Origin of the sequence: Caulobacter sp. LjRoot300 (genome assembly GCF_964253875.1) — a bacterium.
In the GTDB taxonomy this organism is placed as follows: Bacteria; Pseudomonadota; Alphaproteobacteria; order Caulobacterales; family Caulobacteraceae; genus Caulobacter.
In genome coordinates this window covers 220,037-238,329 of sequence record NZ_CAXUSA020000003.1, presented here as the reverse complement: position 1 = coordinate 238,329, position 18,293 = coordinate 220,037, and the positions used below count along the sequence as shown (strand labels likewise).

Below are 18,293 nucleotides of genomic sequence, written 5' to 3'. Positions count from 1 at the left end.
TTGAGGTTCGCCCGGCCGCTCGGGTTTTGAACCGCCGTGCGTCCTTCGAGGCTCGCCTCCGGCTCGCACCTCAGGATGAGGACTGTGGGTCGCTTCTGAATTCCTCATCCTGAGGCGCCCGCGCAGCGGGCCTCGAAGGACGCACCGAGCCACTTAATGATTCTCGTGCACGGCGACCTGCTCGGGCAGGACCAGCCGCACGCGGTCGAGGCCGACGCGGCCGGTGCGCGAGGTCACGGTGATCGTATGGCGACCCGGCGACAGCGACGGGCCGACCGTCGCCTTCAGCAGGTTGTCCAGCACGCCCTGGGCCCAGGCCGGGGAGCCGACCTTGCGCGGCAGCTTCACATGCTCGACCGCGCCGCCATCGATTCTGACGTCGAGTTCGATGTCCTGGGCCTGGCCGTCGGGGAAGATCGGCAGCACGCCCAGTTGAACCCGGCGACCGTCGGAACCGGCGACGTTGACGGCCAGGGTCAGGACGGCGCCCGGCGCATCGGCCATCATCACGCCGCGGCCACGCCCGACGCCCTCGACCAGACGCCAGCCGGTATTGGCGGCGAACGCTTCGGCCTCGAACACCGGCGAGGCCGCGGGCGGGTTGCCGTCGACGACCGCCAGGAACCGAGCCGGGTCGGCGGTCAGACCGGCGCCCGGCAGCGGGATCGAGCGCGCGCGATAGATCCGCCATTGGCTGTCGGCCGGCTCCTCGGGCATCAGCCAGCGCCACTTGCCGCCGGCGACCTTGTTGTTGAAGCGATCGGTCAGGGCGGTGATCTCGGCCTGGGCGTCGACCGCCGCGCCGCCGGCCGACCGCGCCATCGCCTGGTCGTTGTCGATCAGTTCGTTGTAACGCTCGGCCGCGAAGAACCGCATGTTGGCGGCCGCCGAAATGCGGATCGGGAACTCGACCAGCTCGAACCAGGCGTCGGCCAGCTCCGGCGGCACGGAGGCCCCGGTCGCCTTGGTCTCCGCCACCAGCTTGCGGAAGGCGCGCAGGCGGTCGTTGACCTCGTCGGGCGTGTAGCTGGACATGTGGCGGCTCTCGGCCTGCGGTTGCCATTCCAGGTGCTCGGGCCGGCGCTCGAAGTTCAGGCGGTAATAGCGGTCCATCAGGTCGGCGGTCTTGCCGGCCAGGGCGGGGCCGAAGGCGCGGCGGCTCCAATCCTCCAGGAACTGGCGCTGAGTCCTGCCGCGCCAGCGGTCGATGTCCCAGGCCATCTCCAGGAAGTGGCTGGTCCCGATCTCGGCGGGCTTGATGTCGCCGACATTGGCGATCCAGACGTTGCGGGCGCCCTTGTCCCAGGCGTGGACCATCTCCTCCTGCACCAGAGCCGGCGGCGTCGTGCCCAGCCAGAGGTAGGCCAATGGAAAGCCGAGGTAGGATAGGTGGTAATAGACCCCCGCCCCGCCCTTGCGTCCGGCCTCCTGGGCGCTGGGGAACTGGCGGATATAGCCGAAATTGTCGTCGGGCCAGACGATGGTGACGTCGTCCGGAACCGCGACGCCGGCCCGGTAGATGTCCAGCACCTCCTTGTAGGGCACGAAGATCTGCGGGACCTTGGCGACATCGGGCGAGACGTTGCGGCCCAGGATCTCGCGCTGGTCGGCGATGATCCTGTCCAGCAGCGCCACCTTGTCCTGCATGGTCTTGGGCCCGACCATGCCCGTATCGTGGATGCCGCGCATGCCCAGGGTCCACAGGTTTTCGTAAGGCCCATTGGCCTTGGCGCGCTCTTCCCAATAGGCCTTCACACCCTCGGGATTGGTCGCGTAGTTGAACTTTTCGGGCGCGTCCTTCCACTCCCCGACATTGTTGCGCAGCATGGCCTCGGCGTGGGACGAACCCATGACGATGCCGTACTCCTCCGCCAGCTTGGCGTTGGCCGGATCGGAATTGAACGGCGCGGTGGTGTGGTGCATGGCCGGCCACAGCGTATTGGCCTTCAGGCGCAGCAGCAGGGTGAAGATCCGGCGGTAGGTCTTGGGTCCGATGTCGCCGCGCTCGGGATCGAAGGTCTTGGCCGCCCAGGGATAGAGCCCCCAGTCCTCGTCGTTGACGAAGACGCCCCGGTAGCGCACCGAAGGCGGGCCGAAACGGTGGACGCCCGGGGCGACGAACAGCGTGTCGCGATGCCTGGGCGTGACGTCGGCCCACCAGGCCCAGGGCGACACGCCCATGGCCTGCGCCACCTCGTAGACGCCGAAAGCCGTCCCGCGGCGATCGCTGCCGATCACCACCAGGGCCTTGTCGACGCCGGGCAGCGGACGGTCGACCGAGGCGATGACGAAGCTTTCCCAGGCGCCGTTCAGGCGCGAGACATCGACCTTCCTGGCGGCGACGATCTGGTCGATCAGCTTGCTGCCCCCCAGGGTGCCGACCAGGATCGCCGTCCTGCCGGCGGGCGTGGCCGCGACGGTCACCTGCTGGGCGGTGACGGACCTGATATCGTCCGCCAGGTCGTCGGCGGCGTGGCGCACCACGGCGGCGTCGCCCGGATCGACCACGATGGTCGGCGCCCTTCCCGCCTCGACCAGCACGAAGCCGCCTCGCGCCAGGCTGTCGGTGAAGAGGGCCCCGGTTTCGTCGCGCCCTTCCCGTGCCTGGGCCGCGTGAGCCGCGCCGAGACAAAGGACGAGCGCCAGGACGCTCCGCCAGATCAACTTCAGTCTGCTCATCGGCCCAGGCCTCCCTACGCGTGGCGGGTCTTGTACTTCGGATGATGCATGGTCGGACCGTTCGTCACGAGTCCAGGGCTTGCGACACGATCGCTTCGAACCGGTCCAGAGGGCAGTCGAACGCCGGCGTCGCCGTGCTGCAATCCGGAATGAACACCGGCGCGGCCAGCGGCGGCGTCGCCTGGGTCAGCGGCGCGGCCTCGCGCAGTTGGCGAAGGCTCTGGCCGGTGAAGCGGGCGCGGATCACGCGGACGCCGTCGGCGCGGCGCCAACGCTCGAACACCAGGGCGCCGCCCGGGCCGATCTGGTTGGGCTGATAGCCCGGCAAGGTCCATTCCAGGCGCAGCAGGCCGCCCAGCACCGCCAAGGTGCCGTCGTGGCCGGCGATGAAGACAACTCGCGCGTCCGCTGGTCCGATCGCCGCGTCGGACACGCCGGTTTCAAGCGTCGCCAGGATGCGTCGCGCCAGGGGACCGCCCAGGGCCTTGGCGACATAGGGCGTGCGGAGCCGCAGGTCGAACTCGGCCTGGTGCAGGGCGAAGACGCGGGTCAGCGTATCCTCGTCCAGGCCTCGCCACCCCTGTCCCGCGAAGTCCTGGCCGTCGGCCCAGGCCATCAGCAGGCTCTCGGTGACGCCGGACGCGAAGGCTTCCGGTCCCGACAGCGAGACCAGGTCCTCGCCTTCGACGAAGCCTGGCTTGGCGTCGAGGATCCGCCTCTTGCCGGGCGACGGCGGACACGGACCGACCGGGCACTGCATCAGCAGCGCGTCCAGGCGCTCGATCGCGTCGCGATGGCTGGCGCTCCAGGCCGTCAGGTCGCCACCGGCGCGACCGGCGACGGCGGCGCGCGCCAGATCGGCGTCGGCGACCATGGCCCCGGCCTTGATCGGCTCGAACATCGGGTCGACGCGCCCCTCGCCCACCGTGGCGACAGCGACCGCGCAGCCGGGGGAAAGGGTCCGCGCGACCGCCTTGGCCGTGGCGATCGTCCTCTGGGTGACGTTAGCCCAATAATAGGTCGCGCCGCAGTCGCCCCGGTCCAACAGGCCTTCGGCGGCATAGCGCTCGCGGAAATAGCCGCCCATCAACGACGCCAGGGTCTCGCCGCGGGCGGTCAGGTGACCCGGCGGAACCGAGAACCGCGGCCAGGGCCGGGCCGAGGTTTCCTCCAGCCGCTCGGGGCTCGACATCGCCGCCCGCACCCCGTGGCGGCTGAGGATCACCACCTTCTCCAGGCGCTCGCCCGACGCGCCCGCCCAGGCCGAGCCCGCCGAAAGCAGAACGAACGCGGCCAGGACGGCTCGAAAGGACAAGGTCATCGCGCGGCTCCGAAAGTCAGTGGCAGCCGGTTCCGGCGATCAGCTCGACCTCGGCCACCTGGATGGCTTTACCCGCGGTCAGCTCCAGCCGATAGCGGGCATAGGCCTTGGCCTTGAGCGCGAAAGTCCGGGTGGCGTGGCGATGGTCGAAGCGTTCGCCGCGCCGCTGGTCCAGCTTCACCCAACGCTTGCCGTCGAAACCGCTGAATCGCCACGCGGTCGGATCAGCCTCTTCGGCGCCGACACTGACCGTATAGGCCTTCAGGCAGGTCGCCGCCGAACGGGTGAACACCGCCGACTGGCCGGCCGAGGCTGTCCAGACCGTGGAGGTCTTGCCGTCGATCAGGGCCGGCGCGCTGGCCTCGGTGGTCAGCACGGCGCCGTCGTAGGCCCACTGGCCGGGCTTGTCGCTCATGGTGAAGCTCAACACGCCGCCGGCCAGCAGCTGGCCTTGGGAAACGAAGGGGCCCGACAGCGGCTTGCCGTCCAGGCTGGCCGCCGCGATGTACGGGCGATCCGCGCCGGCGTTCTGCGCGAGGATCTCCAGGGTCTTGCCGCCTTCGAGATGGATCAGGCTGCGCGGGTGGCGCGGCCCGTGCAGGTAGAACAGGTCGCTTCCCAGCTTCGGAAACAGGCCCAGGCGGTTGAACACGTAGTTGGAGCTCATGGCCCCGGCGTCCTCGTCGCCCGGATAGGCGGTGTCGGTGAAATGCTTGAACACCTGCCCCGCCCAGTACGACGACAGGTCGGCGCGGCCCAGGTTGTGGAACAGCCAGGGCGTGGCGAAGGACGGCTCGTTGGTGATGTCGATCAGGCCGGCGTCCAGGGCGTGGTTGAGGCGCTCGTTGAAGCGCACCCGCCCGCCCATGGCCTCGACCAGGCCCGGCAGGTCGTGCAGCACGCCGTAGGAATAGATCCAGGCCGTGCCCTCGTAATAGCCGACATTGTTGTGGACCTTGCCGTCCCAGCCCTGCTTGGGGTCGACGTCCTGGAACTTGCCGTCCGGATAGCGCGGCATCAGGAAGCCCTTGAAGCCGTCGCTCTCCGTGTCCGAATTCCAGATCTTGCGCCAGTTCTGCGAACGCCTGGTCAGCGCCTCGGCCTCGTCGGCATGCCCGGCCTTGGCGGCGACCTGGGCGGCGAAGTAGTCGTTGAGCGCGAAGCCCAGGGTCGACGAACCGGACTTGGCGCGCTGGTTGTTCGGTTCGGGGCTGAGGTCGCCGACGCCGAAATAGCCGCTTTCCAGATAGCGCGGGCGGCGGCGCTCGAAGGCGTTGAAATGGGTCACGCGCCAGGCGTCGGTCCAGTTGACGCCCCGGGCGCCGCGCAGCGCCGCCTCGCCCAGCACGTTGTCGACCTCGTCGCCGCCCTGGCCGACATGGTAGTTCTGGCCGCCGATGATGGCGGTGTCGGCCGCGCCGAACTTGTCGAAGGTATGGATCAGCGAGTTGAGGTTGGCCGCATACTCGCTGGGCCGCAGCACCGACATCAGCGGGAACAGCGTCCGGTAGGTGTCCCACAGGGTGTAGTGGTCATCCCAGTTTGGACGGCCCAGCTCCTTGGCCGGCTGGTCCAGCGAGCGGTCCCGCGGGTGGGTCGAGGCGTGGTAGAGCGCCGTGTAGAACCGCCGGGTCTGGGGTTCCGAAAGCCCCGAGACCTCGATCTCGCCCAGTCGGTCGTTCCAGGCGGCCTGGTTTTCCTGGCGCACGCGGTCGAAGCTCCAGTCCGGAATCTCGCGATCCAGCAGGGCTTCGGCCGTCTCGGCGCTGGTGAAGGACACCGCGATCTTGACCAGCAACGGCTTGTCGCCGGTGGTCTTGAAGGTCTGCCAGGCGCCCAGACGCTCGTCCGGACCGGTCCGGCCCTCGATGGCCCCGGCCTTGCGGTCCTGCTTGTCGAAGACGCCCCAGGCCGTCGGCTTCTGGTCGAACTTGGCGACGAACCAGATGTCGATCAGGGCGGGGTTCCAGTAGCCCTTGGCCTTGACGTGGCCGACGACCTTGCCCTCGGCCGGGAACAGCTTGATGTCGGCCTGGTCCGAGGCGACCAGACCGCCGACCTTGCGCGTCACGTCGAACACCAGCTGGGCTTGATCGGTGTCGGGATAGGTCAGGCGATAGATCGCCGCATAGTGGGCTGGCGTAACCTCGACGCGCGTGTCGTAGCGCGACAGGCGGACGGAATAGGCGTCGGCCGCCAGGATCTCCTCGGCCTTGGGCGACAGGTGGGCGGCCTCGTCGAACTGCGCCGGCCCGACCTGGGGTGACAGCAGGAAGGTGCCGTAGGTGGTGACGCCGCCCGACCCTTGCGAATGCAGCTGGGCGAAGCCGCTGATCGGCTCGGCGGCGTTGTAGCCGGCGTTGCTGGGGTTGGGGGTCTCGGGCGAGGGATGGATCGAGCCGTTGGGCCGCGTGGGCCCGGGGATGGTGTCGCCTTCGTTGTCGTTGCCGAGGCCGACCGTCAGCGCGGGAAGCTTGTAGAGCGGTTGATCGGACCGGGCCCAGGCTGCAGGGGACGCCGCCAGGAGAACCAGAACCAACAGGGGCGACAGGCTCGCGCGAAGTCCGGGCATCAAGATCCTCCGGCTACGGAACGAGGAGGGGCGCCGAAACTGAATGTCCCGCCGGGTCCCTCCCCCGAAATCGAAAATATAGCCGGCCCACGAATGGACCGGCTATCAGGTGGCTTCACGGGGAGTGAAGATCAGAAGGTGGCGCGCGCGGTCAGGGTGTAGGTGCGGCCATCATAGTCGACCCAGCGCGAGACCTTGGTGTCGTTCTCGTATTCGAAACGCTTGGAGTCCGTCAGGTTGTAGGCGTCCAGCGACAGGGTGAAGTTGTCCGTCACGTTGTAGGAAGCCGACAGGTCCAGCTGACCGCGCGCCTTCACCGAGCGAGCGCTGCCGGTATAGGTGCCGTTGGCGTTCAGCGGGTAATCGGAGCGGTAGTTATAGACCATGCGCACGCCATACTTCGGCGTCTCATAATAGCCGATGACGTTGACGTTATGCTTTGAGATGCCCGGGAACGGGGCGATCGCCGGGCTCTTGGACGTCGTGTAAGCATAGTTGAAGCTGCCGCCGAAGTTCTTCCAGAAGCCCGGCAGGAAGTCGAGGTTCTGCTGGATGTTGAACTCGACGCCCTCGACGGTGGTCGGCTTGTCGAGGTTGTAGGACCCGGTGGCGTTGACGTGAACCTGGGTGTTGGCGCTGCTCAGGCTGGTGGCGTTGCAGTAGGTCCCGTCCCACGACAGGGCGCCGAAGCCCCAGGTCGAGCCGTCGGCCGGACAGATGATCGACGGGTCGGTGGTGGTGGCGATGCGGTTGGTGATGTTCTTATGGAAATAGGCCAGCGAGATCAGGCCGTTGGGACGGTTGTACCATTCCAGCGACAGGTCGAACGACTCGGCCAGGTAGGGCCTGAGGCTGTTGTTCCCGATGGCGACCGAGACGTCGTAGACGTTGGTCGAGCCCGAGCTCAGGCTGCTATTGAAGATCGGCGACGGACTGACCTTGGTCGACGGCGAATACTGGCGCGGGTGCGGGCGCACATAGGTCTTGTAGTAGGCGCCGCGCAGGATCAGGTCGTCGGTGACGTCGGCCACGAAGATCGCCGACGGCAGGAAGTAGTGGTAATTGTTCTTGTATTCGTCGGTCTTGAACGCCGTCGCCGAGCCGATCGAGTCGGTCGGCGGGGTGACGCGGTCCAGGGTGGTGATGGTGTTCTTGGTGTCTTCGTAGCGGCCGCCGAAGTTGCCGCGCACGCCATGACCGAAGATTTCGGTGTCGTACTTCGCCTGAATATAGAATTCGTTGACGTCGTTCTCGTTGGTGAAGTTCTTGTCGTAATAGCTGCTGTCGGCGTACTGGATGTTGAAGCCCTGGCTCGACAGGCCGCCACCCTGATAGGGCGTGACCGGGCGGACCGCGTCCAGGAACTGGTGGATGTTCAACACCTGCCAGTTGCGGTTGTAGTCGCCGGCGGAACCGCCCATGAAGTCGTCGACGAACGGCGCCGTGACCATCATGCTCGAGGTGATCTTGTTCAACTGAGCGCCGTAGGCATAGACCCGGTAGCCGGTCGACACGTACTTCTCGCGCTCGAGGCGCACGCCGGCCTGGAGGCTCTTGACCGGTCCGAACTTGACGAAGCGCTCGAGGTCGAAGGCGGCGGTGCTCAGGTCGTTCTTGGCGAAGCTCTCGGTGCCCTGGATCTGGATCTGGTTGGTCGAGTTGGCCTTGGAACCGTTGTTGTAGAACGACGTCGGGTCGCCGGGGCCGCCCCAGGTCCAGGTCTGGCCGTCGGCGATCGCGTTCTGCGGCGTCGGGCTGGTCGTGTACTTGAAGGCGCCGATGTCATCCAGGCCCGTGGTCAGCGAGCCAGTGATGCCGTTGCCGCCCGCCTTGGTGTAGGTGGCGACGTCGACTTCGGTCTCGACCGAGGCGTTGTAGCCCGACGACACGGTCAGGGCGCCGGCGAAGCGCCAGTCGTCGTTGCTCCAGTCGATATTGCCGATCAGGCCCTTCGACTTCTGGTGTTGAGAATAGAGACGGGTCGAGGAGAGCGCGTTCATGTTGTTGAACGAATAGCTCTCGTACAGATAGCGTCCGTCATTGGTCTTGATCGGCGTGCCGGTCGGGGTGATCACCGTACCCGCGCCGGCCGTGGACGACGGCAGGACGGTGTTGATCAGGAAATACTGCGTGGTGTCAGGCAGGTTGCGATCGGTCGAGAAACCGATCAGGCCGACCTTGGTGTTGTCGTTCGGCTTCCACTCCACGCCCGCCGAACCGGACCAGACCTTGCCGACGTTCATGCGGGTGTACTGGCGGATCTGGCTATTGGCCCAGACGCCGTTGGTGCTGGTCGAACCGGTATTGCTGGTGATGAAGGGCGTGGCCGCCGTCTGCGACAGGCCGAGAGCCTGGCCCAGGGAGCGACAGTACGAGGTCGCGCTGGTGGGGCACGCGGTCGGCGAGAAATACTGGCCGTAGGTGTTGTTGAACTGCGTGGGCGAGAGGCCCGTCATCGCCGAGGTCAGATAGTCGTAGCTGTTGAGGCGGACGGTGTCGCGGCGGAACTTTTCCTTCTTGTAGGCGATCGTCCCGAACACGGCGAGATCGTCCGTCAGGTGCTTGTTGTAGCTGAGGGTCGCGGCCGGCGCGCCCAGGTCGCCCAGGTCGTTGTACTCGTAGGACAGCTTGGCGAAACCGCCGTCCTTGCGCGACAGCGCCGGAGCGATCTGCATGTCGACATTGCCGCTGAGGCCGCCCGACACGGTGTTGGCCATCGGCGACTTCTGGATGACGAAGGCCGAGAAGATGTCCGAGTTGAACGCGCCCAGCGGCGTGCCCTGGTTGTCGCGCAGCAACGGCGGATAGGCGAACGACTGGCCGTTCAGCGTGGTGCGGGCGTATTCGCCCGGCATGCCGCGCAGGTTGATGGTGGCGTCGCGGCCCTCGGCCTCGCGGTTGATCTGCACGCCCGGGATGCGCTGCAGCGCTTCACCGACGTTCAGGTCCGGGAAACGGCCCAGGCCGTCCGACGAGATGCCGTCGGTGATCTCGATGGCGTTCTTCTTGGCGCGAACGGCGTTGGCGTAGCTCTGCTTGAAGCCGGTCACGACGACCGCGTCGAGCGTGTCCGAGCTGGCGGCTGCACTGGGAGCCGAACTGGGGGCCGCGGCCTCCTGCGCGGCGGCGAGCGCCGGCGCCCCGCCGATGATGGTGGCCGACAGGAGCGCGACCTTCAGGGCGCGTCTCGGGCTGATCTTCGCTTGCAATTCGTTTCCCTCCTCGTTGCGGCCATCGCCTTGGCGGCTTATTGGCCAGACCTCTTCGCGACATCGATTGAACCGGAAAACATTGACTGGTCAGGACAATATTTCCGGCACGCCCACCCCCGTGTCGCACCCTTCGATCGGCTACAATGGCATTGATATCGCTGACCTATTTCATATAGCCAATTTGGTTTGTATATTATTTTTTGTTATAGATCTAGAATTTCTTTTTCATATTTTCATATTGGTCAGGCCAAATTGGGGATCTACAACCAACGGTGAATACCGCTTCAGCCAGGCGTTGAGAGCGTTGACGACAAGGATTGGAGGAGACCACCGGGTCCAGTCGTGGTCTCCGTGGCATATGCGCCCGCCCCTTCGAACCGCGGACGTTGGAAAACAGGCGCGGGTCCGGTGAGGCCTGGGTCAGGGAGAGAGCGGAATGAAGCGAAGCGTGGTGGCGGCGAGCATGGCCGGGCTGGCGATGGGCTTCGCCGCCCAGGCGGAGGAAACGCCCCGCGTCGATCCCGTGCAGGTGGACGCCTCGCGTCCGGACTGGGAGAACCCGGCGGTGTTCGCGCGCGGCAAGCTGGCGGCCAGCGCCACGCACTTTGCGTTCGAGAGCCGGGAGGCGGCCCTGGCCGGGGACATGACCCGCTCGGCCCGCTACCAGTCGCTGGACGGGCTGTGGTCGTTCAGCTTCTCGCCGTCGTCGGACGCGGTTCCCGAGGGCTTCGAGAAGCCGGACTATGACGCCTCGGCCTGGAAGACCATCAAGGTCCCGGCCCTGTGGCAGACCGAGGGTTACGACCAGGCCCGCTATAACAACATCACCTATCCCTTTCCGGCCAACCGGCCGCTGATCCCCCACGCCACCAATCCGGTGGGGTCGTATCGGCGGACCTTCGAGATCCCGGCCGGCTGGAGCGGCCAGGACGTGATCCTGCACATCGGCGCGGCCGGTTCGGCCTATCAGGTGTGGGTCAACGGCGTGGAGGCCGGCTATTCGGAGGACTCCAAGCTGCCCAGCGAGTTCGACGTCACCAAGCTGCTGAAGCCGGGGCAGAAGAACATCGTCGCCATCCAGATCCACCGCTGGTCGGACGGCTCCTACCTGGAGGACCAGGATTTCTGGCGGGTGTCGGGCATCGAGCGGTCGGTCTATCTGAAGGCTGTCCCCAGGGCGTCGGCCAGCGACCTGTTCGTCCATGCCGGCCTGGACAAGGCCTATAGCGACGGGGTGCTGTCGACCGACGTGGCCCTGGCCGCGCGCGACAAGCCGGTGACCGTGCGCATGACCCTGCTGGACGGCGACAACACCGTCCTGACCCGAGAAAGCAAGGTCGCGGCCGGCGCGGCCAGGACGGAGACCCTGGCGGCCACGGTTCCCGGCGTGCGCCAATGGACGGCCGAGACGCCCAACCTCTACACCCTGCTGGTCGAGGTGCTGGACGCCCAGGGCGGCGTCATCCAGGCCACGCCGCAGCGCATCGGCTTCCGCACCGTGGAGATCAGGAACGGCCGGGTGGCGGTCAACGGCAAGCCGATCGTCATCCGCGGCGTCAATCGCCACGAGCATGACCCCGAGACCTTCCACGTGATCTCCGAGGCCTCGATGCGCCGCGACATCGAATTGATGAAGCGCAACAACATCAACGCCGTGCGCACCTCGCACTACCCCAACGCCGAGCTTTGGTACGCCCTGGCCGACGAATACGGCCTCTATGTGATGGACGAGGCCGACATCGAGAGCCACGCCTATATGGGCTGGGGCAACGCCGACCCGTCACAGCGTGACAAGCGCCAGATCGGCTTCGACCCGGCCTGGGAGCAGGCCCATGTCAGCCGCGTCATGAACATGGTCGAGCGCGACAAGAACCACCCGTCGGTGATCTTCTGGTCGCTGGGCAACGAGGCCGGCATCGGACCCAATTTCGAGAAGGCCGCCGCCGCCGCCCGCAAGCGCGATCCCTCGCGCCTGATCTCATACCTCGGCTGGGGTGCGCGCCCCTGGGAGCACGTGCCCAATACGTATGTCGACATCTATGCGCCGATGTATGACGACGTGACCAAGATGGTGGATTGGGCCACCGACCCCAGCCGCACCCAGCCGATGATCCAGTGCGAATATTCGCACATGCAGGGCAACTCCGGCGGCAACTTCAAGGACTACTGGGACACCATCTACCAGTACGACAAGCTGCAGGGCGGCTTCATCTGGGACTGGGTGGACCAGTCGATGTACCGCTACACCAAGGACGGCCGCCGCTACTGGGGCGATGGCGGCGAGTACGGACCCAATCCCGGCGGCGAGATCGAGTTCGGCGACGGCCTGCTCCAGCCCGACCGCACGCCCAATCCCCAGTTCTACGAAGTCGGCAAGGTGCTTTCCCCGATCCAGTTCGGGGCCTTCGACCCGGCGACAGGCAAGGTGACGGTGACCAACCGCCACGACTTCCGCGACCTGTCGGGCTTCGACTTCGACTGGACGCTGGAGGAGAACGGCGTCGCGATCGCCTCGGGCGATCTGCCGCCCCTGACGACCGCGGCGCGGGGTACGGCGGACATCGTGCTGCCGCTGCCCAGGATCATGGCCAAGCCGGGCGCCGAATACTTCGTCACCGTGCGCGCCAAGGCCAAGAACGGCGCCGTGCCGCTGACCCCGGCCGGCTACACGGTCGGCTGGGAGCAGTTCGCCGTCTCGGCCACGCCGGCCTCGGCGGTCGCCCGCTCGGGCCCGGTGTCGCTGGCCGAGACCGCAGCGGCGATCACCGCCTCGGCCGCCGGCGCCACCCTGACCATCGACAAGGCCACCGGCCTGGTCGCGGCCTACGCCAAGAACGGCGTCGTCCTGGCCAGGGGCGGTCAGCCCAACTTCTTCCGGGCCGAGACCGACAACGACACTGGCACCGGCCTGACCGCTCAGCAGCGGCCCTGGCAGGAGATGACCAAGCAGCGCCAGGTGCGCGCCGTGACGACCCGCACAGTCGCCGGGGACCGCCAGATCGTCGTCGACTACGCCCTGGGGGCTGGCGCGGCGCGGTTCACCACCACCTACACCATGGCCGGGGACGGCTCCGTCGCCGTGGCCGGCGAACTCACGCCCTTGAAGGACGACCTGCCGCCTCCGGTGCGCGTGGGCCTGTGGTACTCGGTTCCGGCGGATCTCAAGACCGTCGAGTGGTACGGCCGCGGCCCGCAAGAAACCTATGTCGACCGCTACACCTCAGCCCCGATCGGCCTGTGGCGCGGGGCGATCGCCGACCAGAATCACGACTACATGCGGCCCCAGGACACCGGCAACAAGATCGACGTGCGCTGGATGGAACTGAGCGGCCAGGGACGTGGCGTGCGGGTGGCCGCCGACAAGCCGCTGATGATGACGGCCCTGGCCTTCCCCTACGCCGACCTCTATCGCCGCCCGCCCGGGACCTGGAAGTCCACCGACATCGTCCCGCACGGGGACGCGACCCTGCTGGTGGACGCCGTCCAGTGGGGGATCGGCGGGGACACCACCTGGAACAGCTTCGGCCTGCCGCACATGAAGTATCGCACCCGGCTGGAGCCCACGCGGGTCAGCTTCCGCCTGGAGCCCTTCGCGGGCGCGGGGACCTCGCCCGACAAGGCCCGCCCCGCCGAAGCGACGCCGCCGCGATAGCGGTCATCCGCCTCGTCGCCTGCTAAGGTCGGCGACCGTCGGAGTCGCCGAATTCAAGGAGTCCCCATGCAACGTTTCGCCCTCGTCCTCGCCGCCCTGCTCGCCGGGCCGGCCCTGGCCGGCGAGCCGATCAGTCCGCGCTTCAACGCCGATCCCTCGCCGCACGCGTTCAAGGGCGGCTATTATCTCTACGCCACCGACGACGCGTCCAATTCGGGGACCTATTGGGACTCGACGACCTGGCGGCTCTACACCTCCAAGGACCTGAAGACCTGGAAGGACGGCGGGGCGTTCCTGGGGGTGTCGGTGTTCAAATGGGCCAAGCCCGACGCCAAGGCCTGGGCGCCCGAGGCGGCCTACCGCAACGGCAAGTACTACTTCTACGCCCCGGTCGGCGGCGACAAGATCGGCGTCGCCGTGGCCGATCGTCCCGAAGGACCGTTCCGCGACGCCATCGGCGCGCCGCTGGTCGACAAGGCCCGGGACGCCAACGCCGGGGCCGAGCCGATCGACCCGCAGGTGCTGATCGACGACGATGGCCAAGCCTACATGGTGTTCGGCACCCGCGTGCCCAAGATCGTCAAGCTGGGCGCGGACATGAAAAGCCTGACCGGGCCGATCCAGGACATCGTCGTCACCGGCTTTCCGGCCGACGCCCCGAAGAAGACCTACGGAGAGGCCCCCTTCCTGCACAAGCACAAGGGTCTCTACTATTTCAGCTTTTCCACCGGCTGGCCCGGCCAGATCGTCTACGCCACCGCCAAGACCCCGACGGGGCCCTACGCCTATCGCGGCGTGATCCTCGACTATCTGAAGATCTCGACCAACCACCAGGCGATCCTGCAGGACAAGGGCAAGACCTGGTTCTTCTATCACGACGCGCTGTTGCCCGGCGGCGGAAGCCATCGGCGCTCGATCGCGATCGAGCCGCTGAGCTATGCGCCGGACGGCTCCATCGTCGAGGTGCGGCCCAAACCCTCGACCCGATAGCCGCGTCCCATCGCGGCTGAGACCGATGGCGAGTCGAAGAGCGTCTCGCCGACCGACGCGTAGCCGCAAAGCGTTCGGTAGCGGCCCAGCACGCGCTCCAGCGTGCTGGCCTTGACCGGGCGGCCGTCGCGCAGCTTGACCCAGGTGGTCTCGCTGATCCCGAACGTCTCCCGCAGACAGACCTTGGTCGTCGCCGGCAAGACCCGACGCAGGGCCAGGAAGGTCTCGCGGTCGGCGACGGTCATGGCGGATCGCGCGCTCATCGACCCTACCCGCCAGGGATCGAGGCCTGGACCAGGTCCAGCCGCGCCTTGAGCGGATCGGCGCCGGCCTTCACCCCGTCATTGGCGAAGTCGAGGATCGTATCGCTCTTGGTGTCGAACATCGGCCAGGCCGGCTGTCCCGCCGCCGCAGGCTCGCCCTTGGCGGCGAAGGCGATCCAGTAGGCGTGCGCGGCCTTGGCCGCGGCGGCGTCGGCCGGCGTCAGGGCCGCTCCGTAACGCGCGTCGACGGTGTCGAACACGAACGGGATCTCGGTGGCGTGCGGCGCGCCCCACCAATCCTTGCGCTGGCTTTCGGCCACGTAGGAGAAGCGGTACTGCCAGACCGGCGCGCCCTGCGCCGACAGGGTGCGGGCGATCTTGCGCGACGGCTCGATGAACATCCGGTCGCCGGCCGCCTTCCAGCCGTAGACCTTGATGTCCTCCTTGCCGGTCGGATCGTAGACGGCCTCGGCGGCGGCGCGCTGGTCGCCGAACGGCGCGAACACCTGGTCGCGGGTCCCGCCGAAGAAGAAGCCGTCGGCGCCGGTGGCCCCGACCATCACCGGCATCTTGCTCCAGGCCCCGGCGGCGTAGGCGGCCAGCGGCTCGCGAGCCAGGATCTTGCCGTCGATCATCGGTCCGCCGCCCCAGGTGGGCGTGCCCGCGGTGGCCATGTTCAGGCCGTCGACCACCGCATCGGCCGGCAGGGCTCGAAGGGCCGCCAGGGCGTCGGCCCCCTCCCCGCTGACGCCAGCCTTGGCGGCGAAGGCCAGGCCCGCGCTCTCGGCCGAGCGCTCGCCGTTCGCCGCCCGCAGCGGCAGGGTCGGCAGGAGCCTTGGCCGCCCGCCGCCCGACTGGATGATCGCCTTGTGGAACAGCCCCTTGGCCAGCGGCGAGGTCAGCAAGTCGTGCACCGACACGCCGCCGGCCGACTCCCCGAAAACCGTGACATTGCCCGGATCGCCGCCGAACGCGGCGATGTTGTCGCGCACCCATTTCAACGCCGCGATCTGGTCGAGCAGCGCATAGTTGCCCAGCAGGCCGCCGTCGGCGTTCGCGGCGGTCAGGGCCGGGTGGGCGAAGAAGCCGAACCGTCCGACCCGATAGTTGAAGCTGACCAGCACCACGCCGTCGCGGGCGAAGCGGTCGCCCGAATAGACGGCTGGCGAAGAGCCGCCATTGACGAAGCCGCCGCCATAGATCCAGACCATCACCGGTCGCTTGGTCTTGGCTTTCTCAGCCCCGGCCGGCGTCCAGACATTGGCGTAGAGGCAATCCTCCGCCGGCTGGACGCCCAGGGGCGCGGCGTCGCCGGGGAACGGGTTCTGCATGCAGTCGGGACCGTAGGCCGCGGCCGATCGCACGGCGGTCCAGGCAACCGGCGGCTGGGGGGCGCGCCAGCGCAGGTCGCCCACGGGCGGCGCGGCGAACGGCACGCCCTTGAAGGCGTCCACGCCGTCGGCCTGCCGGCCGGCGACCGGGCCGTAGGTCGTCTTGACCACCGGATCCGCCGCGAAGGCCGAAGCGGAGATGAGATTGGCGACGGAGAAGGCGATCAGGGCGTAACGGTGCATGACGTCGTCCTTAGTAGGTCAGGCCATAGTGTATCGGGTAGAGCGGCTTGGCGGAGTCGTGGGGGGCGTCCTCGGCCTGGGCCTCTACGGCGGCCATCGACGAGGGCAGTTCGAACGGCAGGCGACCTTGCGGCGCGACCGTCCCGGTCAGCGTGTCCAGCAGGGCGTCGTCGCTGGCCCCGAAATCGCCGATCAGGGCCGTCGCCTTGTCCCTGACGTTGGTCAGGACGGCCGGACGGTCGAGATAGACGCTGACGATGGTGGGGACCTTGGCCGAGGCGGCCTTGATCGCCTCGTAGTCGGCCGCCCCGTCCTTGAACGACAGGTCGCCCTCATGCTGGCGGGCGCCGAAGGTGTAGGTCGGGTGCAGGGTCTGGAACGGGGCCGCCGTCCGGATAATCGCCAGTTCGGCCTGCGCCAGGTCGGTCACCGGCGTCAGGCCGTGAGCCTTGGCCGCCTCGGGCGAGACGCCCATCAACCAGACCTTGCGTCCGGCGCCCTTCAACGGCAGCAGGCCGTCCTTGTTTTCCAGCAGGGTCAGGGCCCGACTCTGGGCGGCGCGGCCTTCGGCGACGAAGGCCGGGCCGCCGACGGTCGCCTCGGCCGCCTTGGGGTCGACATAGGGGTTCTCGAACAGGCCCTGCTCGAACTTGACCTGCAGGACCCGCCGCACCGACTGGTCGATCCGTTGCTCGGTGATCTTGCCGGCCTTGACCGCCGCGACCAGTTCGGCCGTGTCCTCGACGCCGCCGAACTGGTCGAGGCCGGCGTTGACGCCCTTGGCGTAGCGGTCGACCTTGCTCAGCCCCTCGACTCCCCAGGCGGTGGAAAAGCCCTCGAAGCCGGGCGTCTGGCCAGCCGGGAAGCCGTCGCGGCAGGTCGCGCCGCAATCGTTGGTGATCGCCCAGTCCGAGATGACCAGGCCCTTGAAGCCGTGCTTGCCGCGCAGCAGGTCGGTCAGCAGCTGCCGGCTGAAGCCCGCCCCGACCGGCTCCAGCGGCTTGCCGTCGAGCGTGACGCCTTGAAGGATCGCGTAGGTCGGCATGACCCCGACCACGCCGGCCGCGAAGGCGTCGTCAAACGGCTTGACGTGCTGGTCGAACTGTCCGGCCGGGAACACGGCGTAGCGGCCGTAGCGGTTGTGGCCGTCGAAGCCCTTGGCCGAGGCCCCGTAGCCGACCCAGTGCTTGACCACGGCCGAGACGCCATCGGGCGCCAGACCCGTGTCGCCGCCCTGGAAGCCCTGGACATAGGCCTTGACCATGGTCCCGACCAGCGCCGGGTCCTCGCCGAACGTGCCGTTGATCCGCGACCAGCGCGGCTCGCTGGCCAGGTCGGCCATCGGCGACAGCGCCTGGTGGATGCCGACCGCGCGATATTCCTTCCGGGCCACCTCGCCGAAGCGCCGGGTCAGGGCCGGATCGCCGATCGCGGCCAGGCCGGTGGCTTCGGGCCATTGCGAAAAGCCGCCGGAGGTCACGCTGGCGCCGGCGGTGAACTGGAAGTGGTTGCGGGGATCGGTGCTGATCGTCACCGGTATGCCCAGGCGCGTGTCCTCGGCCAGGGCCTGGAGGGCGTTGTTCTGCTCGGCCAGCATCGCCGGCGCGCCCGACAGCCGGGTGATGAAGGTCTCGACATGGCGCGCCTTGATCAGCGGCGCGACCTTGTCGAGGTCATAGCCGACGCCGATCCCAGCGACGCCCATGGGGCCTTTGGCCGGCACGGTGCCATGCATCATCGCCCCGGCCTTCTCGTCCAGGGTCATGCGGGCCGTCAGGTCGGCGGCGCGGCGGGCGGCGTCCAACCGCCAGTCCTCGTAGGGCGACAGTTTTCCGTCGCGGTCGAGGTCGCGGAACTTCAGCCCGTCCACGGTGATTGTCGCGCCGTCGCGGGAACCGAGGACGGGCTGGACCGGAGCCGCCATGGCGGCAGGCGCCAGGGTGATCGTGGCGACGGTCAGGAGCAGGCGGCGAAACAGGGACATGCGGGAACTCGAAACGAGAAAAGAGAGCTCCCGGCGGGCAGGTCCG

Annotated in this window: 9 protein-coding genes and 1 pseudogene; 3 read left to right on the top strand and 7 right to left on the bottom strand. The window is 67.8% G+C overall.

Annotation, left to right across the window (positions count from 1 at the left end; all coding sequences use genetic code 11):
* Positions 1-26: 26 nt before the first annotated feature.
* A pseudogene (locus tag ACSQ2G_RS11300) lies at positions 27-144 on the top strand (hypothetical protein); the annotation flags it as partial.
* Positions 145-153: 9 nt separating this feature from the next.
* Here ACSQ2G_RS11300 and ACSQ2G_RS11295 read toward each other — a convergent pair.
* The 4 genes from ACSQ2G_RS11295 to ACSQ2G_RS11280 form a co-directional block, all read right to left on the bottom strand.
* A complete protein-coding gene (locus ACSQ2G_RS11295; RefSeq protein ID WP_436030891.1) occupies positions 154-2,679 on the bottom strand; it encodes a glycosyl hydrolase 115 family protein in 2,526 nt (841 codons plus the stop codon).
* Positions 2,680-2,743: 64 nt separating this feature from the next.
* Positions 2,744-4,000 (bottom strand): histidine-type phosphatase, encoded by a 1,257-nt coding sequence (locus tag ACSQ2G_RS11290; RefSeq protein ID WP_436030889.1) that lies wholly within the window; start codon positions 3,998-4,000, stop codon positions 2,744-2,746.
* Positions 4,001-4,016: 16 nt separating this feature from the next.
* A complete protein-coding gene (locus ACSQ2G_RS11285; protein WP_436030888.1) occupies positions 4,017-6,572 on the bottom strand; it encodes a GH92 family glycosyl hydrolase in 2,556 nt (851 codons plus the stop codon).
* Positions 6,573-6,703: 131 nt separating this feature from the next.
* Positions 6,704-9,781, bottom strand: a complete 3,078-nt coding sequence (locus ACSQ2G_RS11280; RefSeq protein ID WP_436030886.1) for a TonB-dependent receptor — start codon at positions 9,779-9,781, stop codon at positions 6,704-6,706.
* A 439-nt stretch (positions 9,782-10,220) separates the two neighbouring features.
* On the opposite strand from ACSQ2G_RS11280, the gene ACSQ2G_RS11275 reads away from it, so the two are divergent.
* Together ACSQ2G_RS11275 and ACSQ2G_RS11270 are read left to right on the top strand one after the other, a co-directional pair.
* Positions 10,221-13,436 (top strand): glycoside hydrolase family 2 TIM barrel-domain containing protein, encoded by a 3,216-nt coding sequence (locus ACSQ2G_RS11275; protein WP_436030884.1) that lies wholly within the window; start codon positions 10,221-10,223, stop codon positions 13,434-13,436.
* 66 nt (positions 13,437-13,502) lie between these two features.
* Positions 13,503-14,426, top strand: a complete 924-nt coding sequence (locus ACSQ2G_RS11270) for a family 43 glycosylhydrolase (protein ID WP_436030883.1) — start codon at positions 13,503-13,505, stop codon at positions 14,424-14,426.
* Here the strand turns inward: ACSQ2G_RS11270 and ACSQ2G_RS11265 are convergent.
* Genes ACSQ2G_RS11265 through ACSQ2G_RS11255 form a run of 3 tightly spaced genes read right to left on the bottom strand, consistent with a single transcriptional unit; the run spans position 14,372 to position 18,247 of the window.
* The gene (locus tag ACSQ2G_RS11265; protein ID WP_436030882.1) at positions 14,372-14,689 is read right to left on the bottom strand and encodes a hypothetical protein; all 318 of its coding nucleotides are present in this window, start codon (positions 14,687-14,689) and stop codon (positions 14,372-14,374) included. The two genes, ACSQ2G_RS11270 and ACSQ2G_RS11265, sit on opposite strands and share 55 nt — an antisense overlap.
* A gap of 5 nt (positions 14,690-14,694) precedes the next feature.
* Positions 14,695-16,263 carry a carboxylesterase/lipase family protein gene (locus tag ACSQ2G_RS11260; RefSeq protein WP_436030880.1) on the bottom strand — a complete coding sequence of 523 codons (1,569 nt, stop codon included), beginning with the start codon at positions 16,261-16,263 and terminating at the stop codon, positions 14,695-14,697.
* Positions 16,264-16,273: 10 nt separating this feature from the next.
* Complete coding sequence (locus ACSQ2G_RS11255) at positions 16,274-18,247, bottom strand: glycoside hydrolase family 3 protein (RefSeq protein WP_436030878.1); 1,974 nt, start codon at positions 18,245-18,247, stop codon at positions 16,274-16,276.
* Positions 18,248-18,293 lie beyond the last annotated feature (46 nt).

Excerpts from the sequence above, each read along its gene's own strand:
- ACSQ2G_RS11265 (WP_436030882.1), bottom strand. The coding sequence starts at position 14,689 with ATGAGCGCGCGATCCGCCATGACCGTCGCCGACCGCGAGACCTTCCTG.
- ACSQ2G_RS11260 (WP_436030880.1), bottom strand. The coding sequence starts at position 16,263 with ATGCACCGTTACGCCCTGATCGCCTTCTCCGTCGCCAATCTCATCTCC.
- ACSQ2G_RS11285 (WP_436030888.1), bottom strand. The coding sequence starts at position 6,572 with ATGCCCGGACTTCGCGCGAGCCTGTCGCCCCTGTTGGTTCTGGTTCTC.
- ACSQ2G_RS11255 (WP_436030878.1), bottom strand. The coding sequence starts at position 18,247 with ATGTCCCTGTTTCGCCGCCTGCTCCTGACCGTCGCCACGATCACCCTG.
- ACSQ2G_RS11295 (WP_436030891.1), bottom strand. The coding sequence starts at position 2,679 with ATGAGCAGACTGAAGTTGATCTGGCGGAGCGTCCTGGCGCTCGTCCTT.
- ACSQ2G_RS11270 (WP_436030883.1), top strand. The coding sequence starts at position 13,503 with ATGCAACGTTTCGCCCTCGTCCTCGCCGCCCTGCTCGCCGGGCCGGCC.
- ACSQ2G_RS11290 (WP_436030889.1), bottom strand. The coding sequence starts at position 4,000 with ATGACCTTGTCCTTTCGAGCCGTCCTGGCCGCGTTCGTTCTGCTTTCG.
- ACSQ2G_RS11275 (WP_436030884.1), top strand. The coding sequence starts at position 10,221 with ATGAAGCGAAGCGTGGTGGCGGCGAGCATGGCCGGGCTGGCGATGGGC.